Source organism: Paenibacillus pabuli, from assembly GCF_039831995.1.
Taxonomy (GTDB): Bacteria; Bacillota; Bacilli; order Paenibacillales; family Paenibacillaceae; genus Paenibacillus; species Paenibacillus pabuli_C.
In genome coordinates this window covers 218869-240637 of the sequence record NZ_JBDOIO010000001.1, presented here as the reverse complement: position 1 = coordinate 240637, position 21769 = coordinate 218869, and the positions used below count along the sequence as shown (strand labels likewise).

General features: G+C 38.4%; 29 protein-coding genes. All 29 read right to left on the bottom strand.

Going from position 1 to position 21769, the window contains the following annotated elements:
* Position 1 precedes the first annotated feature (1 nt).
* Positions 2-1519 (bottom strand): ATPase, T2SS/T4P/T4SS family, encoded by a 1518-nt coding sequence (locus ABGV42_RS01685; RefSeq protein ID WP_347380091.1) that lies wholly within the window; start codon positions 1517-1519, stop codon positions 2-4.
* A gap of 45 nt (positions 1520-1564) precedes the next feature.
* The gene (locus tag ABGV42_RS01680; protein ID WP_347380090.1) at positions 1565-1852 is read right to left on the bottom strand and encodes a hypothetical protein; all 288 of its coding nucleotides are present in this window, start codon (positions 1850-1852) and stop codon (positions 1565-1567) included.
* A gap of 10 nt (positions 1853-1862) precedes the next feature.
* Positions 1863-2660, bottom strand: a complete 798-nt coding sequence (locus ABGV42_RS01675; RefSeq protein ID WP_347380089.1) for an AAA family ATPase — start codon at positions 2658-2660, stop codon at positions 1863-1865.
* A gap of 14 nt (positions 2661-2674) precedes the next feature.
* The gene (locus ABGV42_RS01670) at positions 2675-3541 is read right to left on the bottom strand and encodes a hypothetical protein (RefSeq protein ID WP_347380088.1); all 867 of its coding nucleotides are present in this window, start codon (positions 3539-3541) and stop codon (positions 2675-2677) included.
* Between the two features lie 138 nt (positions 3542-3679).
* Positions 3680-5977 (bottom strand): DNA gyrase subunit A, encoded by a 2298-nt coding sequence (locus ABGV42_RS01665; protein ID WP_347380087.1) that lies wholly within the window; start codon positions 5975-5977, stop codon positions 3680-3682.
* 97 nt (positions 5978-6074) lie between these two features.
* Positions 6075-6623: a PilZ domain-containing protein gene (locus ABGV42_RS01660; RefSeq protein WP_347380086.1), complete on the bottom strand. Its 549-nt coding sequence runs from the start codon at positions 6621-6623 to the stop codon at positions 6075-6077.
* Between the two features lie 80 nt (positions 6624-6703).
* A complete protein-coding gene (locus ABGV42_RS01655; protein ID WP_347380085.1) occupies positions 6704-7006 on the bottom strand; it encodes a hypothetical protein in 303 nt (100 codons plus the stop codon).
* A complete protein-coding gene (locus ABGV42_RS01650; RefSeq protein WP_347380084.1) occupies positions 7003-7431 on the bottom strand; it encodes a hypothetical protein in 429 nt (142 codons plus the stop codon). Before ABGV42_RS01650 ends, ABGV42_RS01655 begins: the two co-directional genes overlap by 4 nt.
* A gap of 12 nt (positions 7432-7443) precedes the next feature.
* Entirely contained in the window at positions 7444-8910 is a 1467-nt protein-coding gene (locus ABGV42_RS01645) for a DHH family phosphoesterase (RefSeq protein ID WP_347380083.1), read from the bottom strand.
* Positions 8911-9206: 296 nt separating this feature from the next.
* The gene (locus ABGV42_RS01640; protein WP_347380082.1) at positions 9207-9524 is read right to left on the bottom strand and encodes a hypothetical protein; all 318 of its coding nucleotides are present in this window, start codon (positions 9522-9524) and stop codon (positions 9207-9209) included.
* On the bottom strand, positions 9505-9792 hold the full coding sequence (locus ABGV42_RS01635; protein WP_347380081.1) for a hypothetical protein: 288 nt from the start codon (positions 9790-9792) through the stop codon (positions 9505-9507). The genes ABGV42_RS01640 and ABGV42_RS01635 overlap by 20 nt, the downstream gene beginning before the upstream one ends.
* 26 nt (positions 9793-9818) lie before the next feature.
* Positions 9819-10043, bottom strand: coding sequence for a hypothetical protein (locus ABGV42_RS01630; RefSeq protein ID WP_347380080.1), 225 nt, complete (start codon positions 10041-10043; stop codon positions 9819-9821).
* Between the two features lie 253 nt (positions 10044-10296).
* Positions 10297-10599 carry a hypothetical protein gene (locus tag ABGV42_RS01625; RefSeq protein ID WP_347380079.1) on the bottom strand — a complete coding sequence of 101 codons (303 nt, stop codon included), beginning with the start codon at positions 10597-10599 and terminating at the stop codon, positions 10297-10299.
* A 68-nt stretch (positions 10600-10667) separates the two neighbouring features.
* The gene (locus ABGV42_RS01620; RefSeq protein ID WP_347380078.1) at positions 10668-12176 is read right to left on the bottom strand and encodes a hypothetical protein; all 1509 of its coding nucleotides are present in this window, start codon (positions 12174-12176) and stop codon (positions 10668-10670) included.
* Between the two features lie 93 nt (positions 12177-12269).
* Positions 12270-12971 (bottom strand): hypothetical protein, encoded by a 702-nt coding sequence (locus tag ABGV42_RS01615; RefSeq protein WP_347380077.1) that lies wholly within the window; start codon positions 12969-12971, stop codon positions 12270-12272.
* Positions 12972-13197: 226 nt separating this feature from the next.
* Positions 13198-13506 (bottom strand): hypothetical protein, encoded by a 309-nt coding sequence (locus ABGV42_RS01610; RefSeq protein WP_347380076.1) that lies wholly within the window; start codon positions 13504-13506, stop codon positions 13198-13200.
* The gene (locus tag ABGV42_RS01605) at positions 13499-15460 is read right to left on the bottom strand and encodes an ATP-dependent helicase (protein WP_347380075.1); all 1962 of its coding nucleotides are present in this window, start codon (positions 15458-15460) and stop codon (positions 13499-13501) included. Before ABGV42_RS01605 ends, ABGV42_RS01610 begins: the two co-directional genes overlap by 8 nt.
* A gap of 116 nt (positions 15461-15576) precedes the next feature.
* On the bottom strand, positions 15577-15993 hold the full coding sequence (locus ABGV42_RS01600; protein WP_347380074.1) for a hypothetical protein: 417 nt from the start codon (positions 15991-15993) through the stop codon (positions 15577-15579).
* Positions 15994-16014: 21 nt separating this feature from the next.
* On the bottom strand, positions 16015-16215 hold the full coding sequence (locus tag ABGV42_RS01595) for a sporulation transcriptional regulator SpoIIID (protein WP_347380073.1): 201 nt from the start codon (positions 16213-16215) through the stop codon (positions 16015-16017).
* A 129-nt stretch (positions 16216-16344) separates the two neighbouring features.
* Complete coding sequence (locus ABGV42_RS01590) at positions 16345-16755, bottom strand: hypothetical protein (protein ID WP_347380072.1); 411 nt, start codon at positions 16753-16755, stop codon at positions 16345-16347.
* A 23-nt stretch (positions 16756-16778) separates the two neighbouring features.
* Positions 16779-16979 carry a hypothetical protein gene (locus ABGV42_RS01585; protein ID WP_347380071.1) on the bottom strand — a complete coding sequence of 67 codons (201 nt, stop codon included), beginning with the start codon at positions 16977-16979 and terminating at the stop codon, positions 16779-16781.
* Positions 16980-17001: 22 nt separating this feature from the next.
* A complete protein-coding gene (locus tag ABGV42_RS01580) occupies positions 17002-17304 on the bottom strand; it encodes a hypothetical protein (RefSeq protein ID WP_347380070.1) in 303 nt (100 codons plus the stop codon).
* A 102-nt stretch (positions 17305-17406) separates the two neighbouring features.
* Positions 17407-18165 carry a hypothetical protein gene (locus ABGV42_RS01575; RefSeq protein ID WP_347380069.1) on the bottom strand — a complete coding sequence of 253 codons (759 nt, stop codon included), beginning with the start codon at positions 18163-18165 and terminating at the stop codon, positions 17407-17409.
* 277 nt (positions 18166-18442) lie between these two features.
* Positions 18443-18856: a hypothetical protein gene (locus tag ABGV42_RS01570; protein ID WP_347380068.1), complete on the bottom strand. Its 414-nt coding sequence runs from the start codon at positions 18854-18856 to the stop codon at positions 18443-18445.
* Positions 18857-18929: 73 nt separating this feature from the next.
* Positions 18930-19262, bottom strand: a complete 333-nt coding sequence (locus tag ABGV42_RS01565; protein WP_347380067.1) for a hypothetical protein — start codon at positions 19260-19262, stop codon at positions 18930-18932.
* Positions 19263-19288: 26 nt separating this feature from the next.
* On the bottom strand, positions 19289-19864 hold the full coding sequence (locus ABGV42_RS01560; RefSeq protein ID WP_347380066.1) for a hypothetical protein: 576 nt from the start codon (positions 19862-19864) through the stop codon (positions 19289-19291).
* Positions 19865-19888: 24 nt separating this feature from the next.
* Positions 19889-20503, bottom strand: a complete 615-nt coding sequence (locus ABGV42_RS01555) for a hypothetical protein (RefSeq protein ID WP_347380065.1) — start codon at positions 20501-20503, stop codon at positions 19889-19891.
* 32 nt (positions 20504-20535) lie between these two features.
* The gene (locus tag ABGV42_RS01550) at positions 20536-21141 is read right to left on the bottom strand and encodes a hypothetical protein (protein WP_347380064.1); all 606 of its coding nucleotides are present in this window, start codon (positions 21139-21141) and stop codon (positions 20536-20538) included.
* A 16-nt stretch (positions 21142-21157) separates the two neighbouring features.
* A complete protein-coding gene (locus tag ABGV42_RS01545) occupies positions 21158-21757 on the bottom strand; it encodes a hypothetical protein (protein ID WP_347380063.1) in 600 nt (199 codons plus the stop codon).
* Positions 21758-21769 lie beyond the last annotated feature (12 nt).

The window sequence follows — 21769 nt, the reverse complement described above, 5'->3', positions numbered from 1 at the left end:
ATTACACCCCGACTGCTTCTTGAATTACACCATCTTCATCCTCAACTAGGATACCGCCTTCGATCCCCATTTCAAGGATCTGTTCACTAAATTCTTGAACAACATCCCCTTCGGAATTGTTTGGAGGTTCAGCCCACTGCCGATAGAATGATGAAGGAATACCAGAGTATTTAAACTTCTGAATTGTCTTCGCAGATAGTGCGTTTTTGCGAATAAAGCGAGATTTAACAATACCGTCATCTGTAACTTCATCCACATCATATTCATAAATCATATTGATTACTGGCTCCATTCCAACCGATCCCACAACCTCAGCAATTTGCGTAATTCTCCGTTTCCCGATGTGAGGGAAAAGTCGAGTACAAATAATGAAGTTTACATTATCACAAAGGTTACTCATTACCAACTCAGGCGGTTCGTTAGCAGAAGCCGCAAGGTAAGTAGTTAAGAAACGTTTTGTCGCCCCACGTGCATCATCAGCATGGAACGTTGTGAATACATAGTGACCAGTCTGCATCGCAACAAGCACAGTTTTGAATTCATCTTTACTCCGAATCTCACCGGCACCGATGTATGTCGGTGTCTGACGCAAGGCATTTTCCAGCAAGTTGTTCATTGTAGGTTCAGTCATTGCCGGATTTTCGCTACTTGGATTAGATGCGAGAATTTGCAGGAAGTCATTCTTGATATACTGTTCTTCATCCTCAGTGTACTTGATAAACCGCATTTCATTCGGATTCTCTACCAAGATACAACGGTCATTATCATTGATATTAGTACCAATGATCTCATTGATCAACGTTTTACCAGAACCGGTAGGTCCTACTGTAAACCAGCTACAGTGAATTCGCGGAAGATATCGCAATAAGCTTGCCATATCGAAACTCATTGTGTTACCTTGAATCAAGTCAATCTCATTCAACCGCGAAGCTTTAGGTTTCCGAATAACGAGAGCATATTCCCTAAAGTGAGAGATACTCTTATCAATAGCATTGACACGCCATCCTTCAACACTACGTGAGTTCTTGAATGGTTCGCTAGGAGACAGACGTACATCTGTCCCGAGCAACTTATCAACTACACGTTTTAAGTCTTCATCAGTTTCAAAGAACCGTTTACGGTAAGCGTACATAACACCATTCTTTTGGTAAAAGATAGCACGTTTACCGTTGACACGAACTTCATCAATATCAGCCCGGTTTAGCAATTGTGTAATTACACCATAATCGGTAATTTCGTCTTTCAATGCAACGATAAGTCCTGCGAGATTACCTTCATAGGCTTCAACTACAGTTCCCTCAGAAATCAACTTACCGGCAAAGACTTCAATATCTTCATGAGTTTGCTCTTTTGCTCGCTCATTACTAACATTCAGGTTACGATTGACAAGTCGATATATGTGACGCCGACAAAGTTCGAGCGCCTTTTCGAATGTAATTGAGTTTGAGTCTACCACATCATGATCGGCATTTTTATGTCGGAGGTCGGCCAACTCAATACTCGTAAACATTACTCCCATTTATAGTTCACCCCGGTAGTTCGTATTTCGTGTAAATTTTGCTGGTTACTCGTTATCCTCATGTCCAGGATGTGTATTATTCCAATATTGGGGATCGATACCCATGCTATCTCCGAACAACTGTTTCAGCGCTTCAGGATCACGTACCTCACCGAGAATCAGAAGGTCAGGCGATTGTTTCAGTGCTTTCACTGAGTCAAGTCCAGCCTGATCATTATCAGTTCTATTAATTGGCGGATAATCAAGGGAAACATAAGTATCATTATATTCTCCGTTCTCCCGCAACTTACCCTTAGCAACGTGTTTTGGTCGTTGACGTAGCGCTTCCATCATAAGTACCCTCCTAGTTAAGTAGGTTATCGGAAAGCTGTTTAATTGCAGCGAGATATTCGCGAGATACTCCGGAATACGCTAACAAATTTTCACCACTATCCTTGGCCTTAGGTGCAACTTTCTGTAACGGAATCTCCGCCAATAACTTGCAATTCAACTCATCAATTTTGTCATAATCAAAAGGACTTTTTGTCCGCTTATTAATGACTACGCGGTTCATATGCCCCGCATTAGCTGAGAAGTTACGGAAGTGATTCACAACAGACTGTGCTTTAATTGCAGAGTCATTCTGCTCATCCCAGACCATAAACGAACGGTCCATAGCTTGAACTGTCTCGTAGAAAAGCGTACTGTAAGGCTGGTAAGGTACTCGCGCAATAACGAAATCAAAAGTATCGACAATATACTTCAACATCAACCGATATTGCTCTACATTTGCACTAAGTAAGTTTTCTAACTGATCCTGAGGTGAAACTGTAGTCAACCATAAATTATCGTACCCAGGCACCTTAATACTAATATCAGTTTCTTTAGTTTCCTTTGCTAGATAGCGAATGAAGGATTTTTCGGAAGGAATAACCAGACCGCTAAAGAAGAAGTAGAGCGAGGGTTGGAAAATATCAGCATCAAGTAGTAAAACTTTCTTATTTTGTCGTGCCAATGATATTGCGAGGGATACAGCTGTAGTTGATGCTCCCGCACCGTTATTCAGCCCAATCACTCCGAAATTGGAATGACTATAATCACTAAGGGTAAAATCTACTGGTTCAGTATCTTTCGACCCTTTTAAGAAATCGAGTATTGCCATCCGTGTGCTACCTCCTATTTAGTAGATGAACTGTCAGTTTGTTGTTTCTGGAGGTAAGTAGAAAGAAGGTTACCTGTGATAATTTCTTTCTGTCCTTCAGGACGATTACGTGTCAAGATATCTGCGGACAGTTGCATTTTTGCACTACCCATCGCTTGTTTCAATGCGGTAGCTTGATCCTTTTTGAGAATAATCATCATATAACGTGGGGATAGTTGTTCTTGGAAGGAATCAGAGGACATAAGTGCTTCGCGTTCAGTAATTGGTAGACGTTGTGCATCTTCAATGATACTGAGAATGGAGTTTTTGCTGCTGTTCAAGAGGTCAGTTACTGTTGCATCTTCAAAGACAATTTCTACAGTAGCTTTCTGTTCCTCACGGCCAGTTGCATCACTTTTCAGGTATGAAGCGTAGAGTTTGATGTGATCTCCTGGTTTAAGCAAGTTACCACCTGCATAACTACTGTCATAAGGGATTGTTGTGAGTTGCTCATTAGCTGTCATTTCTTTCAAGTAATTGAGTTTCTCTACACCAGTACCCATGAACCATGTATCACGGAGTGGGACATCCTTAGCAATATACACCGCAGCATACTTATTAACTACAAAGTCCTCAGCGGCATACCAAGGAATTTCAGTGTTCTCATCATAATCACGTGCCGATTTTTTGGATTTTACCAACATATCAGATGTGATCAATTGACCCGGCCCAACATCAGTACTCAACGTAATTACCTCAACATCTTTCTTAGATTCCATTACATTAAAGTACAAGAATAAAAAGACACCAATCATAAGCGCGGCTACGATAATGTATACACTTGCCCGTTTTAGCTGGTTAGCCAAAGCCGGTCGCATACCGTCGGATTTTTTCTTAAACATTTGAGTCCTCCTCAGAATAAGTAAGTCGAAGTTCTGTTACCGCGGACTCTGAGGAATTTGCGGAGGGAAGGAATATGTGGAATTTGAGGGTAAGAAGGAAAACTGCCTAAACCATGTGATTTAGGCAGTTGTTATATTTTAAATGTCGATGTCAGCTACACCTTGCAGTGGATCTTCTTGCTCTCCAACTTCGAGTGTAAATGTATAAGTACCAATTTGAACATTGACATTTTCAACATCAGTTACATCTGGTAACTCAAGTCCCAACGTTTCAATCCGCTGTTCCCAAGTATATTCATCAACTTCGAAACGTTTATCGTTGATTTCGATCGTTGCTCCGACGAACCCTTTCGGTACCAACTGAGCCCAGACGATGCTATCGCCTTCTTTCAGTTTAGTTACACGAAGGTAACCGGCTTTCCGATCCTTAGGAGTGAATCGTTCCAAAGTGATTGTTTTAGTATAACCGAACTTAGTGACAATTGCCAGAACATGATTATCAAGTTCATCTTCACTGTCCAATTCGAAGGTAGTAATAGAACCTTCAGTGATTGGTGCAGATGCAATTGAGTTCACTCGAGTATCAACTCGTTCATCCAACATCGATTTCATCGAACCATTGGAATTTAGGAACAACATCACTTTATTCAACTTTGGTGAGAGTGTAAACAGTGAGTAAACACGTTCACCTACGTAATTCAGTGCCGATGATGCTTGTTGCGCGATCTCATCAACCGGAATCTTCACAAACTTATCAGCAGTCATTGCAATAACATGTGAGTTTTCCTTAATTTCAATAGATCGGCAATCCTGAACCTGGTAATTAGTCTTCCAGATGTTATTACCATCAATGTTCACGTAAACACTGTTCACCTCAACGTGAGTCTTGATTTGTGGTGTTGCGTGAGACAATGCAGTGTAAATAATTTCTGTCCGTCGAGTTTTATTTTTAACCAGAGGAAGAATTGTGTGTTGAATGTAGTTCAAAGTTTCAGTTAGAATATTTTCCAGCTTCAACTTTTCAATCAACTCGTTTTTCTTTCCTTCGAAACGGTCAATTTCAAGTAAAATTCTATCTCGGTCAGAGAATCGAGTTGCACGTTGATTTACGACCAGTTCAGCTTCCTCTTGGGTGAAATCAGCAGTTTTGATACCCAACAACAAGTCAAGTTTATTTTTGCTTTTCATTGCCAGGAGTACTTCGTCGATATGCTCAGGACGTGTAGCTTTCTCCATAGCGATGTTTACAACGAATTCGCGCTCCAACTTATCGATTTCAGCTTGATACTTTTGCTGATAGAATTCGATATTGTTGTCAATAGTAGATGAGATAATGGAACGAAGTGGAACTAGAGCTATCAACTTGTTTCCGTCTTCATCCTCTACTATCTGCACGTACTTCATAAGATACGCACGTTTCAGGTTTGTTTTACTGTAGAGGTCGTTCAGCAATCTCTCAGCCGGAACCGATCCGTCCATGTAACATACAATTTTGATATCCTCACCTTGCGAGAAGTCTTTAGCCGGCTGCTTTTCACCGCTGATATCAATCAACCCACGAATCATGTTACGATTTTTAGGGTTATAAGTAGATTTGTTAGCATGGAAAGCACGAGCTTTATTACGAATAGATTCAGCAACGTTCGGTGAATGCTCACGATACGGAGTTTCACGAATAATGATTTCTTTACCCTGCACATCAATTTTGGCAACTACCGTAATTGATCCGATACCACCATCAATCAAAGAGTGAAGAGATTCAGTACTCATATAAGCGGTATGATTTTTATAAAGATCCGGTCCTTTGAGAATTTGTGCCAGTTCTTCCGTTGAAACTTGGCGATTCTCTTTACGTGCTTTAATCATTGCAATTTGTGCTTCGATTACTTCCACCGGATTCCAAGGTAATTCCAATCCTTCGAAACCGACTCCGATACTAAAAGATGAACGCATCAGTTGGTACGGGAAACGTGGACGGAATGACAATGGCATTTTCACACCACTATAAGATTCACCTTCAGCGGCCATATGTCGGTTAGACATATATTCCATACCCAGTGGTGTAAAGTTTACATCCACATAACGAGCAGCTTTAGTAGTTGTCGTTGTACGCGGTGCAATCTCAGGTCCGTCAATCAAGCTTACATAGTCCTTCATGGAATCTGCAAGAGCTTCGTGTACACCTGCATCACCGTGTGGGTGATAGTCGCCAATAACGTTCGAGTTGACTTTAGACGCTTTTACAGGCAAATTTTTATTTTTTCCAGTTAATTGAAATATGGATTCCATAATAAAACGGAATACCGGCTTATTACCATCACTACTGTATGGCATTGCCCGGTCGAAGTTGACTTTCTCTGCGTAAGCCTTGGTGTTGTCCGCTACCGTTTTAACCAAGTGCTCGTCGCGTACTTCTTTAGGATCGACGAAACTCAATACAGTCACCCTCTCAAATATATACCCTTATTTTTCTTACTACTATTTAATTAAAACGACAAGCTGTAGATTCAATACTATATAAAAAACGAATTATTTAGGATACATTTTCTTCAACAGCATCCATTAATTCCAGTTGGTGATTAAGGATAATTCGACGCAATTCGAAATTACTGAGTCGTGTCATAGAGACAAACTCGCCACCATAGTTTCCATGTTTATAGTCACTAAGGTTTATTTTACCACTGATATCTAATCCTGTCAATTCAAAGCGATACTCACCAGGCATCAACTTCTTACCAGTGATAATACCCGCTCCGTAAATGCTCAGGTTATTAGTCAAGACGTCAAATTCCTCACCAGACTCAGAAATCAATTTCATGTGCATATCTAAGCGGTAACGTGGAAATTGACGCCGTTCACCGAGAATATTCAAAGAGTGATAAGGTACGAGAATCAAGACTTTTTTACCTTCAGCCCGTAATACGCGTACCGAGGAACGTTTTCCTTCATAGGAATAAGCGATACTCTGTGCTGCTTCGAATTCTACCAGTTCATCCATGATGACGGAGAGTACTTCGCCAACAAATGAAATTACAGAAGCTTTATATTCTTTTTCATTAATAGTTAATGTAATACTTTTCATATCCGATTCCTCCTATATTCATGTGATAAAGCTCATCAATAATGGAAGGCATAATATACTTTCATGACTTAAGTCATAACTTATGAATAGGCCGCCATCATCTGCTCTACGATTTCTGCAGATTGTTTCCGATACATATCATGAATCTGATCGCCAGTGTAAATCATATACTGTTCCAGAGTCGTGTTTGGATTCCATTCCAACATTTTCTCGATCATATACTCGGTACTAACGCCGCTGCGTTTTTTCGGCCCGTATTTCTTCTCAGACTTGAGATAAATTGCAGTTAATTGCTGACCTTTAAAAGTATCAATAGTATGCCGGTGCCAGTCAGGATGCCAATACTCAAGCATATTTCTCATGTAATCTTCCGTGTAATTCAAGGTAATTCCTCCATTTCTGCTAAGTTTTTGTGACTTTCATAGCGTGAACATGCGGCACGTCCGATGTGCCATCCGATTCGACAACAGTTAGAATAAGCTTTAGTTTCCGACGTGGTGCCTTCAGGAATATGATGTCCGATCAACTCACACGGAACATTATTACGAATGCAAGTGTTATAACTACCTTCCGTATATTCCATGTCAAAATGCTCACGTAATTCTTCAAGTTCCATTTGGACTTCCTGGTAATTCAGGTAGAAATAATAGTACTTTGCCTGCCAACCTTGATAAATATGAATTACATCACCGGGTTCGACTGCGTACTCTTGCGTTAATTTCTTCGCTAAATCCTCAGGCATTCCCAAGAACGGCGGCATTGACCGGGTAATTCGCTTTTTACACCGTCCAATAAAATATGCTGACATAAAATTCTCCTATCAACGGTCTCGAAGTAATTGGTATCCGAGAATTGAATTATCCAAACAAGGTTTTACGATAATCGTGCGAGTTAAAGGTTTCTCAGTAAAATCTTTGATTTCCCAAGGTCCATCGATAATTGTTTTAAGTTTACCGTATACTGACATTTGCGGAGCCTGTAAATTAACTTTCAAAAGGAATGGCTGTAGCCGATGATCGGCTAACTCATTGAACCGTGCCATATCTCGCATATAAGTAAATGTCTCTGTCAAATTATCAGTATTGAGAATAATTTCCGGACTCGGTGGATATGATGGAAAGCTGTTATAAAGATCAGCAATCATCTCAAACTCCGCATCCGTAAACTGTAAACCAAATGCAGCTTGGTGACCTTTAGCCCAGATTCCACGTTCCTGAAAGTAATCGAGATAATGGTGAGTACCAGGTCCACGGAAACTACCACGTATTGTTCCAGTCTTACTCCGGTAAATAGCAATTGCCGGTACTCCACGCTCTTTTACTAATTTATTTGCAATCAGACCGGAGAGTGTACCGTGTGTAATTTGTGCAATCGTGAAGTTGGCATTTTTAGTGACCCGTCCATTTTTAATATTACTATCTACCAAACTCCGGGCTTCATTCAATGTTTCCGTACCCTGATCCCAGAGGTCAGTGAGTCGGCGTTTAGACCGTTCCAATACCATTTGAATTGCACGTTTAGTTTGGTTCATCCGAATTTGCGCATTGAGCATTGGAATTACTTGGAAAGAGAATAGTGATCGAGGGCTACCATAATATTTAGGTAAACCGAAGATTTGTTCCTGACGAAAATTCTCACTTAAATGTCGTGCCATATAACGATTTTCATCGTTTAATAACGAACATGAATCTGAGATAACCGAGAGACCTGCCCAGTTAAGATGACGGTTCCGTAAAGTGTAATCCATTCCCATTGCTGCAGTTAGTCTTTCGATAAACTTAAAGACTACTCCACCAGCACTCAACTCAGTATTCTCACCCATGCAAACATTAACGATTACATGATGTGCTCCTACAAATTCATCGTTACCCTCAATCTCATGATGATCCAACACAAGTACTTCAATTCCAGCGTTATTGATCTGTTTGATATGGTGAATATCGCTACTACCTGCATCGACAATAACGAGAATATCAATGCCTGATTGAATAATCTCAGCAGTGATCGCATCGTTAAGTCCATGTTCCTTATCGATATTCATGAATGTTTTTGGCGTTTCTTCCAATTCGCCCAAGAACTCATACATAATTAGACCAGATGCCAGTCCGTCAACGTCGACATCAAAGAGTATTCCGAAATGTGATCCAGATAACAAGTGACGTCTCATCATATTAATTGCTTGTTCTTCATAAGGTAAGGCATAAACTCGTAGGTCTTCAGTGAGACCTTCACTACGTTCGGCAATGTATTCCTTTAACGGTTTAACTGATTCAACTTGAGTAAACATGAGCACAACCCCCGGATTATAGATTATTAAGTGGGAATTGAAGTATATGCGGATTTTGAGGTTTTTAGAGGTAAGGTAAGTAATTGGTAAGTAGAATATAGTTTAAGTAGTAGATTTAGTCTACAATCTCTGTGATGTTAGATTAAATACGGCACAAAAGGTAATTTTCTCTTAAAGTACCTTATTATATAATGATCACGATCATTGCAGGACCAAATTAAACCACTAACAGTTTAAGTTAGTGGTTTAATTTAGGTTATATTTGAAGTTTAATATTAAGTATTTTACAATAGTCACTAAGTCTGGCTGTATTGTAGAATATGCCCTACATCAATGATAATGTCATCATCTAAGTAGTCCCAATTACTTTCAATGTAGCGTTGGACAGCAATTAGCGACTGTGAAGGAGACTTAAGAGGATTAAAGTTTCCATTTGCACGGCAATATGCTCCGTCAAAAAACTTGAAACTGATCATTGCCATCATTAATCCACGGTCCAAGTCTAAGCTGTATGCATAGATATTATCAGACATAGACGAATACTCTGTAAATTTTCTTACCACGATAGGGAGATTATCTCCAGAGTCATGGATATTAAACTGTTTGACCTGCATTATCATATCCCCCGTTATCATTGTCTTTTTGTTGGACATCATTTTTAGCCGATCTTTTTGTTTTAATCAGATCAACGATACCCAAAATCATATTTAATATAAGACAAATGATACCGATAACTGCTGGATAATAAATAGTACTTAAGATAAAATTAACATTAGCCACTGGAGCGGTAAATGCATATGTAGCGAACGCTATCAATGTGATTAAAGTGAGAATAAAAGCTGTCCACTCAGTATACCGTAATATTTTTCTGAATTTTGCCATAATAACCTCCAGAGTAATTTCGGGGTTTAATTCTGTCCTGCAGCTGTAATCTCAGAGCTATCTTTATCATCACCAGGAGCCATGTCATAAATTACAAGTGAACCGAAAATCATAACCTGTACCATTGTAAATTTTGACATTATTTCCGCAACCCATTGAACCCCAGACAGCCACAGCACAGATACTATCAGCATCACAATTAAATCGACGAGTAGAAATATATTTAGTGCCTTTTCAATTTTATTTTTCATTATATACACTCCCCAAAGTTTAGTTAGAATGGTAGACAATCATCACAAGCACCGGAATTACCACAATTACATGTCGGAACCCTTACAGGTACTTCAATTTTAGGTTCAGGACATCCTTGATAAACTTCTTGGTCATAAGCATATACATCAACATCAGCACGCGCATCCAGATGTGCTGGAATATATCCATAATCTGGACGACAATCACAATCAATCTCGAACTGTGCTCCACAGTTACACATAGTCATTCCTCCTAGTTAATTCCTTTTAATTTGCAGTACTGATTAGCTTTATCTACCATTGCTTCGATAGCTTCTCCAGTGTTAAGCGGCATTTCGCTTTCTTCAGTGAAGAAAATTTCCCAGTAATCCTTTAATTCATCTTCGGTAAAGTTATCGAAGTATGAAGCACCTTCACGATTAATTTCAATTTTAAGATTATGCATAAACTTTGTAGATCGTATTATATTTATGATATCCTTTATAGTCATAAGTATAACAAGGACGAATCCAATCAAGAGCAGTATACCTGCAATAATCTGAGATATCTCGAACATGATATAATCTCCTTTATATTATTTACTTATCCTTACATCTACATATTCTTAAGGACTTATTAAGGAGTTTAAATAATAGTTCCGAGTGTTATTAGACATTCTTCGTACTCTTTTCGTGATATATCACCATACTTCATTTTCTCGTGAGGGAATATACGTAAATCGTCACGATCTGATAGTAGGTTCCCTAGTTTTACTCCATTTCCACGGGGCATTAAACTGCCCGATAATATACCCTCGATATGTGTTATAAAAATATTAATAATGTCCTCCAAATCCAATGCAGAGGAACTTGTGACGTACATATGCTCATTTTTCCAAAGATTTAAGTTATCTTCAGCCGTTTTACGTAAAGTTTCCCGTCTACTTGCCAGGTGTTTGTCATAGTTCCTTGCGTTCCATACGATATCCGTATCATAAAAATAAGAATAGTGTTTAATATAATTTTCATAGTTCTCAGGGGCTTTCTCTAAATATAAGAAATGTTTTGCGACGATTGTTGATATTTCTTTCAAAATTTCGATAGGGTTGTAACCGAGTTCCTCATGTGTTTTCCACAATGGATAAACGTGTCGCTGAGTGTAATCGTAATTAACTCCGCATTTCTGGTCTAATATAGATATTGCCCACCCATCGGCGATCAAATTAGAAAATAATTCCCCCATAAATTTAGTGATTACATAATTAAATCTATTAGTATGAGGAAGTGGATCGGGCAGTATCGTGTGAAATAGATCATGTAGTCTATATGTTCCTTGATGCACCCAGTCAGGTTTAACTGTTTTTGGAATACCTGCATTTAAAGAGGGATACCAGTAGCTATTAGTTGATTTTTTGTAAAACATTCCGTTATCTTGCGCGTATTCAATGAATCTCTTCATATTGGCGTCACTTGCTCTTAGGACTGATTCCAAAGAGACTGGAACAGTAGACCTAATTCGTTTTAGTATATTTTCATATTCGATCTCGCAGTGAGTGTCGGGGTCTAGTCTAGAATCTAATAACTCCTCCCATTCCTGGGGTTCCATAGAAACTACAATTGCAGAACACTTACTAGCCAGCTGGAATTGGTTAGATTCATTAAGAGTTAAATCTGTTGTATCTAAAGAATTACGCCATCTAACAAAATCACCAATCAAGGATTCCAATCTTGCATTATTCCCAGTGTAGTAATAGGGATTATTCATAGCTTTAGTGTCACTACTTGTGAGTCTACCGGATCTGTTAGCATACCCTGATACAAACTCTAAAACGGTCTCTATACTCAAACCCACCACTAAAATAGATATAGTTTTTAAACTCCAAGGAGACGAGTGACCCATTGAAAGTAGTTTATTTTTGTAGTTTTGAGGTGAATATTCCCTAGTTGGAAAAGAAAGATATGTAATTCGAGCAGTAAAGTCTCCTAATCTGTCTTCATTGCTCTGTTCCTTGGAAATATTAAGACTGTCAAATAACCGCAGAGCTTCATTCGTAATATTCCCGTTTATATCTCGTAGCAACACTATGCCGTGTTCTTGCACTGTTCTGGTTTCAATATTAAATTTTGCTCCAGAAACCTCTAAAAGTCTATGCACATAATTACCTCCATTTCGATATTTAAATATAATCTAAACGACAAAAAGAGGAGAAATAATTCCCCTCTTTTAATCAACGTATATTTAGCTAACTTAACTTACTTTATTCTCGCTGTCATCCTCTTCTACAAGATGACATGAAAGTTCAAACTGTAAATCTGTCAGCGCACCTACGACATCAGCTTTATCGTACTTAACATCTATTTTGAGAATATCATCAATAGTTTTTATCAGTTCGCGGTTAGCGGAGATAGAGTAGTAGAATCCCTCTGTCTTATACAGACTAATGACATATTCTGAAATAGTTATGATAGCGTTAGGTATATCATATTTCTCGATGATACTGTCCTCTAAAGCTTCAATCCCATCCCAGATAGGATCAGACTCGTCGTCATCGTCTTCATCACTTTCTCTAGCCGCAAGTTCTCGCGCTTCACGCGCTTCCTCTGCCATATCTTTCCGGTATTGTTCAATTATTTCGTCAGTTACCTCACCGAACTCAACCCGAAAGGCATGCTTAGTGATTCGCGCGTGTGCAAGATTAGATATTTCGCTGGTAAATAGAAACTCCGAAATTAACGTAATGATAGTGTTAGTCATCACGTAAATTACTGCCGTAATGAAAACAGCTACAATTAATTTAATTATCCAGTAAATTTCCTCAATTGCTACAAGTGTAGCTGGATCCCAAGGCGTAAGTACTGTAGTAACTATGCAATAAGCTGCAAGTCCAAACGAGAGTATCCTCAGTAGCGATGTAATGTTCAACGCGTTTCTATTCAAGAATGGTTTCAATATAATCATCCTCCGTAGTTATGTATAAGGGATTCTACCCCTTTATTTAGCTTTATTAGCTTTTCTAATACGATATAATCTATTGTAGATGATAAATGTATAGGTTAGTTCTACAACGATAAAGATTACAGCCAATGTATTAGCAATAGCCGAATCCATTATCACACCTACAATTAAAGCTAAAGCTATAATACAGTTAATAGTGTAAGCGATTATCTTTGCTTTCTTAGTTTTCCACGGCATCGCTATTCCCACTTTCTACAACAGTCTCGTCTTTTTTAGGTAACTTGCGTTCAAGGGATACCCCAAATAGACTGCGTTTACCTGCGCTGTATAGTACGTTCCTCACCATCAGCACAAACATAACCGGTACTGCAATGTAAATTAATACTTGATTTATTCCCAGAAGATTAGCCAACCAACTAGCTTCAACATCCGGCGTAGCGATAACGTAAATGTACGCTACGTTGATCGCGGCTACTATAATAAATAGTAGCCACGCCAACCAAGTTAAAGTCTTCCAAAATTTAGCCATTGATAGTCGCTCCCTTGTCGATCAAGAACATCCGTACATCTTCTTGTACATCTTGCAATGATTTACCCGGCTCCAAAGTGAAGTACAATAGACGACTGATATCGTCTTCCGGATACGTGATAACAAGCTGCTCCATTGCCCGTGTCATTGCTACATATAAGAGGTTAGTTTCCTCTTTTTGATGCTGGCCTGCCGCGGCGTCACCGAGAATCTTCTTCAGTTTATCCATAACTTTAGCGTTAGGTAAAACCTCGTCGGATACGTGCAACAACCAGACATATTTAAATTCGAGACCTTTACAAATATGCATCGTGATAATTGTTACCGCATTTTTCTCTTCATCAAGACTGTTGAGCAATGCTTTTGCCCGTGCCAGATAACGTTTCAAATCATCGAACGATCTTTCACCCAGGAAGCTGAAGTAATCGAAGATATCAACCAAGTCAGTCTCAGTAATATCCCAAAGGCTAGTCATCATCCACTTCGCGTAAACGAAATAGGCATCTTTGAAGATAGCGATGGCTTGTGCCACTGTACCGCCATTTTTCAAGCAATGAGCGACATCGTTCAGCATTTCGTGCGCTTCATTTGCTGTTCTGCGGTCAATAATATCAACCCAGTGCTGACCTGTAGCGCCCATGCTTCTTGCAACGTTACCGATATCACGTTTGTTAACACCACGCATAATTTTCATAGCGCATTTCTCGAATAAACGTGAGTCAGTTTGTCTTGTCGCAAACTCTAGGATATTCATCAAATCACTTGTGATAAAGTGATTATATACCAAATTCTCTTTCGAGGCTACGCGAATAGGTACACCTGCCTGTAAAAGCATATCGATAACAAACATTTGCTGATTGTTATTTCGACAAAGTACGGCCATGTCCATAGGCATCGCAGTTTTGGTATTGAATAGTTCAATAATTTCTTGAGCTATACCTTGTGATGAACCAAGCTGAGATTTACTTGGACAATAACGAATAACTCCACCCTGTTTGTGTGCTTCGATATTCTTATGGACACGAGGAGTATTACGCTCAATCAACCGCTTAGCTGGCATCAAAATATTATGCGGGCATCTATAGTTAATTGGCAGTTGAATCCGTTGAGCATTAGGGAAGAATTTCTCGAATTCATTGATATATTTATCATCCGCACCACGCCATCTGTAAATCGCCTGATCACCATCACCGATAGCTGTGAAATTATCTTTATCACGAAGCATCTGGTTAACTACTGCAATTTGAATTGGTGATACGTCCTGAAACTCATCAATAATCCAATAATCAAACAGTGCAGTACATACATCACGAACTTGAGGGAAATTTTCCAGAAGTCTCAGAGCGTAAAGTTGCATATCATCAAAGTCGATTAACTTGTTACGCTTTTTATGATCCATCATACCATCATATACGTGAGCTACAGTGGAAATTTGCATTCCGGAAGCAATGAACTTAGATGTTTCAGACAATTGCTCGATATTCAAGTTCCGGTTAATCATGAAGGACATAAGTTCCGATACAGTCTTACGCTCCTTATCAGTTGGACGCTCCATAACTTCGCTCAACAACTTACGCAGTGTAGGCATCATTTCATATTCAGATACTAGACTACGGTCTGGCATCCATTTCCGTACAATGAAGTTACACAATGCGTGAATCGTATAAAACTTAGCTGTCGGTCGAACGTTCAACTCGTTACATAGGTAAATATATTTTTCCTCTGCTTTATCCCGTGCTTCTTTGTTAAACATCAGGAAAGCAATTTTATGTCCCGGAATATTCAATTCGCGCTGCATATAGAGTAGTTTTGTAATTGAAGTCGTGGATTTACCGGAGCCTGCACTTGCATCACCGATAAGAGGTGTGCCATGGTGCTCAACCAGAGACCGTTGATGTGATGATAATACTATCGGTTCAGGCAGAGATTCTAGCAGTTCAAATGTTGATTTCATGTGCTTCCTCCGTTTTAATGAGATTTTATACCTTATTGCTATCATACCAAGAAATATTATCTTATACTACCTAATTTAAACGATTACTTAAGGATCTAATTAAAACACCGTCGCACTTAGCGACGGTTTAGAAATTCATTGTTATCATCGTTTAAATAGTGTGAATCGGAGTAAATGTTTCCGAGATACTCAATGTTAATCAAATCTTTTATACTGACTGATGTAGTGAAAAATCCGTCAATACCGTATTTGATGAAGGCACGTAGCTGATAGTCTTCAGGTACCCAACGTATTACAAAGATGTCGTATGTATCAAACCATCCATCAAGCTGTGCGTAAAGTATACTTCCTTCGTGAATTGTTCCTAGTGTTGCGGTAATATTAGTCTTCATCAGCGGTACATACTTTTCACCGCTAAGTTGATGAACTGCATGCAGTCCGGAACCTGAATGATGACTCAATTTCAACTCAGAGCTGTTATAACATAACTGACCACTTTCTACGTTTACAAAGACAAATTCAGAACTTCCCACTAAATCAACCTCCAGTTGAGTTTACGATGCGCGTTTAGTTGCCATCAATTCACGGACATCCTCAGCCAGCTGTTCGTCAACCTTAGGCAATCGCTTAGTGAGGTCGTCGTAAATTGTAGTTTTACTTACACCGTAAGTGTCAGCCAACTCTTTAGTTGTGATATCTCCTTGCGAAAAACGAAGTCCAACTTCAACGACACGGTCCAATACATGATTTTTCATAGTTTATTACCTCCAATATTTTTCTTATCTTCTCTTATTGTTTACGACCCATGATAGTACTAAAACCTCATTGCACGTTATGCAAGAGGTTACATGCAAGTCTAACTATAATTGCGAGTGTTTGTGGATTTATACAACCAAGTTATCAGAAGCTTCAAGTTCACCGTTAGCAAACACATAAGTAATATAACGGTACATTTGAGCGCTATTAGCTTCAATTCGATTTCCAACCATAGCTGCGTAAATTGTTTCCAAGTCCTGGGACTTCTGCACATAAAGTTCATACTCACCTTGAACCAGGAGACCACTGTTAATGTAATTAACTGTTGCCGTCAAGTTTCCGTAAATGATTGATGCAAAGTCCTCGTGAGTCAAGATATTTCGTCCGCTATAGTTAGCGTAAGACTCAAGTTCCGATTCATCCAGTGTTACGATATGCTCCAGAAACATAGTGGAAGCGAATGCGTTAATTGCACTTTCAAGAATGTTGTCCGGAATAATAACTGCTCGATTATAATGGTTAATAACTAAAATATTCATATGTTACTGTCCTCCAAATAGTATTATACATTGATTGTTGAAGCCCGTTTAAAACCATACTGGTGAATTAATTGTTCGATAAGTTCACCGTAAGAAACGAAATTTCCCATCTGAACCTGAATAGCTGCTCGCATATTCTCGAACTCATACTGAGTGAAATTGTCGTGATGAGTAAGTAAAGTAGTATATGATCCTTCCACACTGTTAACTACGTAGATGTGCACTAAATAACCTCCAAAGCTGAAATTATGTCGATAGCTGTTCCTTCATTTCAATACTTACATCATAACGGTGACTGAAGAAATCTCCCATACCAGCGCTGTCGATGTAAATGTAAAAATCGAAATCTGCATGTTCAAGTTTAACCTGAGTCCCAAAGTCAGCAACTATAGCTTCGGAAGGAATACCAACACTTTCAATGAATAGTCCCATTGCTTCAATGTTATCCATGTCCATACCTTTACTATAATCTTTTATATGATAAGAGTTCTCACCTTCAGTGAAAAGTTCATCGAAACTGTCTGGAACTGAATAGTCAGTGTATGCCATTAGATTATCACCCTTACTCCGTTTAAATTTCTTAATTAATTCTTCCACTTAATCCTGTTGATATAATAAAGACCATCACATATATGATGGTCTAGTTTAATTTTAACTATGTTGTTTGATTGCGGACATAACAGTGTGGAAATAACCTTTTTCTATTAAGGGTGAATCAGGACATCCGGGTAAAACGTTAATTTCTAAAGGTAGTATTGAGTTATTCTCACCTAATTGATAATCAATTCCCAGAAATTCAGAATTCATTTTCTCTGCGATATTGAGGGCATCTTTGACAATAGATGAGGGATAATCTAAGGTGATAATTTCTGATTCAGGATCGATGTTCTTGATCCAGTTCTGATTATTAACATGTTCGATAACTGAGTAATTATCCTTGAGTATTAACACTCGGAGACTGCGTCCTTTAATGAAAGGCTCAAGTATCCATGAATCACTGGAGTTTATCATATCGCCAGCCTGTTTTATGTATTTACCCTTACCTACATGATGGTCACCAAGCTTTAATACCAACTGCTCATAACCAATATCCGGAATCTCTTTCCGACCTTGATCATAATGTCTCGTATATTGACCACTGAATAAAGTGTGCTCATCTAGAAACTGAGTTGCGTACCTACGATCTGTAAATTTTAGAAGTGTGTCCGCGTCAGGAAACATTGGAATCCCTGAGTCTCGAAGTTCCTCTAAAACTTTACGATCCATCTTATTCCATCCAGAGAATAATACAAAATCTCCCTGCTGATAAAGTTTAAGTATTTTACGTGGGTCTCTCAAACGAATAAGCGGATAATTCAAGATTAATTTGTGCTGTATCCACCGCTCAAAGCCATAAGAAATTATCCGCATTTTCGTTCCTCCTAAAGATTGGCGTATACGCCAAAAGTCTTAATAAAAATATCAGTAGTTGTTAGTTCAACATGACAACTAGGACATATCCACGAGAATAAGTTATGTGGATCAAAGAACATATCACCATTAATGAAATCAAAAGCCTGTTCTGTCATGTTGCGGATTTCATTACTTGAATGATATGATTTACATTTTGGACATTGATGTAAAATATTCTGTACCACATTACCATATTTGTCATTACCTGTACAGTTCATTTACCTTTACCTCCAATTCAGTTAAACCAACTTGGCCGACAATTAGGACAACCACCATCGCCGCAAAAAGTACATCTTGGAGGTGGATCATCGTCGTAATCTTCAACAGGAGCACTAAGTTCGTCATATTTAGCTAGGAATTCATCAGGATCGGGTTCCCAATACTTCCGAATAACAGCTTTTGCATAGTTACTCTCAGATGACATACCTCGGAATTTACCCTGCTGTAGCCGAATTATCACACCGTTGCTGAGATCATACACAGTAATGTCGTCATAAGCAGTGTTTTTAAAATATTTGACCACATCGATATATTTTTCAAAAGTTAGAGAATCCTCGATTAGATGTACTTCACCCTCAGCGAGTTGACCCATTTCGTCACCTTGCCATAAAGAATACAGCTGCCCATCCTCCATAAACGTAAACATCATATTAATCACCTCGTCTTGTTTTATTAATCTTTATACACCTTAATTATATTGCGATGTTATAGAGTTAATTAATTTAAACTACAGTTTCATATCCCTCAGCAAGTCGACTTGCTCCTGAAAATACATCAGTGAGAAATTCATTGAAAATAAGGTTCTCTAAATCTCTATACATGATATAGTCAGGACGGTTATCCATATATGATCTAAGATATACATTATACAAGTAGTGGATACCCACATCTATACGATAAGCGAAATTAAAATTTGAATACTGTTTCAATGATTCTTCGACATGTTCCCAATGGAAGTTCCTTTCATTATGTTTATCGTATTTCCCGTACCTGTCCATTGCTAGGTTATACGCTAACTCATAATGATCTTTAAGATAAATTACATTGTCATCCACACAATTACCTCCGTAGCTGTCTCTCTTTATACGCTCAGCTGTCTTCGCGCAGCATAAGATAAATTGAAGTGCCACTCACCTAAATCATCGATATGTAACCCTGTTAGTCGGAGACCTGTGAGTTTTCCTAAAATAAATACTGTGTTTTCGTACGGTATTTTTGTATGTTCCATAATACTCTCAATAGTTTCACCACAATATGCGGGTGAATTAACCAGCGCTAATCTTTGGCGTAAATACATCAATACCGAGAATTCCTGATCATCGATATCGTTGACAATCGAATTTCCATGCTCATTCCGGTATCTATCAGAACACATTTCAACGAAAGGTGCATGGAGAAAACTCTCACGCGCCATTACCGGAATAAAACCCGGCTCGTTAAAGTGGTAAATACAACCATTTAATGAGTAAAATATCCAAGAGTATTTGTCTTTACTTAGCTGCCATTCATCACAAATATGGGCGATGATTATAGATGCAAACAGATAAAAATCTTTTACTTTTTTACCTGATGCAATGAAATGAACATAATTCTCTTCGATGAAGTATCGTACATGGTAATCGTCAGTTTCAAATTTAAACCTTATTTGGTTTTTCATAATCAATCGCCCACCCATTATAATTTAAAAGTCAAGTCCATACATTTTCCGCAAAACCTCAGATGCATAATAAACGTTGTATTCTTGGTTGACATCCATAGCATCAATAGCACCCTGCTTCATCAGAGTACCAAGGATACCCTTTACCGTAGCCATATCCCAACCGGTTTCGTGACAAAGGTCAGTTAATGAGATATCAGAATAACCTTCACCATATCCGTTCTTGGCGTAGTAATCCATCGAACTGATGATATACTCTACAATTTTTCTCTGCTTTTCTGTAAGAAAAACGGCAGCGTACCCAAAATTGTTGTACTGTACCTTGCTACAGTAGTCAGCAAAATCAGCGTATACGACACTCAAATCGTTAGATTTAACGTAAGTGTAATTTTGATCTGTATCATAGAATGACACAAATCCGTCTCTATCGTAGTAATATACACTATATTGGTGCCGGTCAGCTGGGCGTAATCCTTTCCATACCAGAATCTGAGATATCGTAAAATCCAAATCAAAACTCGCAGGGATATGTCCTTCCAAGTGATAATCGAGAATATGAAACTTATTATCAATACTTGTGAAATGTCTTACAGCGGTGCGATACCCATCGCCAATTTCAAATTTAAGTAAATCTTCCATGATAATTCCACCTTCCATAGACTATATATTTTCTATACTTCGTACCCGAAAAGAATACGTGTGTTTTCGCTAGCGGTGTAGAATTCATATCCCGATAAATTTAACTTGTTCAGTATTTTATACTGAACTAAATTATCTAGACTACTCTTTACGTTCTCAACAGAAAATCCAGTATTTTCGACAATAAATAACACACTACACTCCCCATTAGTATTGGTTCCGTCAGGGTAATCTAATGCACCTAAAACACACTTTATAACTCCAGTATCCACATTATTTAAATCATGAAGCGAATACCCGAAATATGACGTTTGCCGATATTTAATCAGATATTCCAAACTGTCCAAAATTAACGAGTCAGTAGATGGAATATATACAAGTCGATTTGCTGTTAAATCGTGAGAATAAGTCAAACCATTAAGTATATAATAATACCAACTAAAGTTGTGAAGTGCATCGATATCAAATCCAAGGTCACACAGTATATCACGCTGGACTTCTTCGATGCAGTTTATGAGCTTTTCTCCATCTGACGTGTAAATTTCCACAACATGTATAGAGTTACCATCGGTATTAATATGATAATCTATATTGATATACTTATTATTATCTAGAGGTATAACCGTAAAATTAGACATTCAGTAGTTCCTCCACTTAAATTTTTCGTGTATACCCAAACATATCGAGCGTAGCACTCTTGATTCCGTATATTACATTCTGGTTAGCGTAAACGCCTTTGATAAGTGCTCCCATTTGGTGAAGTTCGTCTGCCAATTGGGTTGCAGTATTAATATCGAATCCAGAACATTCAACAAGTGATTGTGGGTTATAAGCATTCTCGTTAACCTCTTTGACATTCACCATGCTCCTGAGGAGGTCTTTTTGCATGTGAGTGAGCTGTAACATACTGAAACCATGATAAAGTACCTGACGCTCCAGAATACTATCCTTCATAAATTGGGGCAAATATTCAATACTCGAATCCAAGTAAACTGGACCGTTTATCTCATGATTATGGAAGAATGTCATCCCATCATAGTCACAATAGAACCAGTTGTAGTTTACCACGTTCTCATAAGGAATATTTTCTTTATGCAAGATTTCGCGCTGTACTTCTTGTACATACTTCAACAGCTCGTCTCCGTTATTAACGTGCACGTCAATTACATAAATGCTACATGACATAGCATCGATGTAATAGTCAGAGGAAATTATTCTCCCATTATTAAGATTTGCTACAATATTATTTAACATCTGTATACCTCC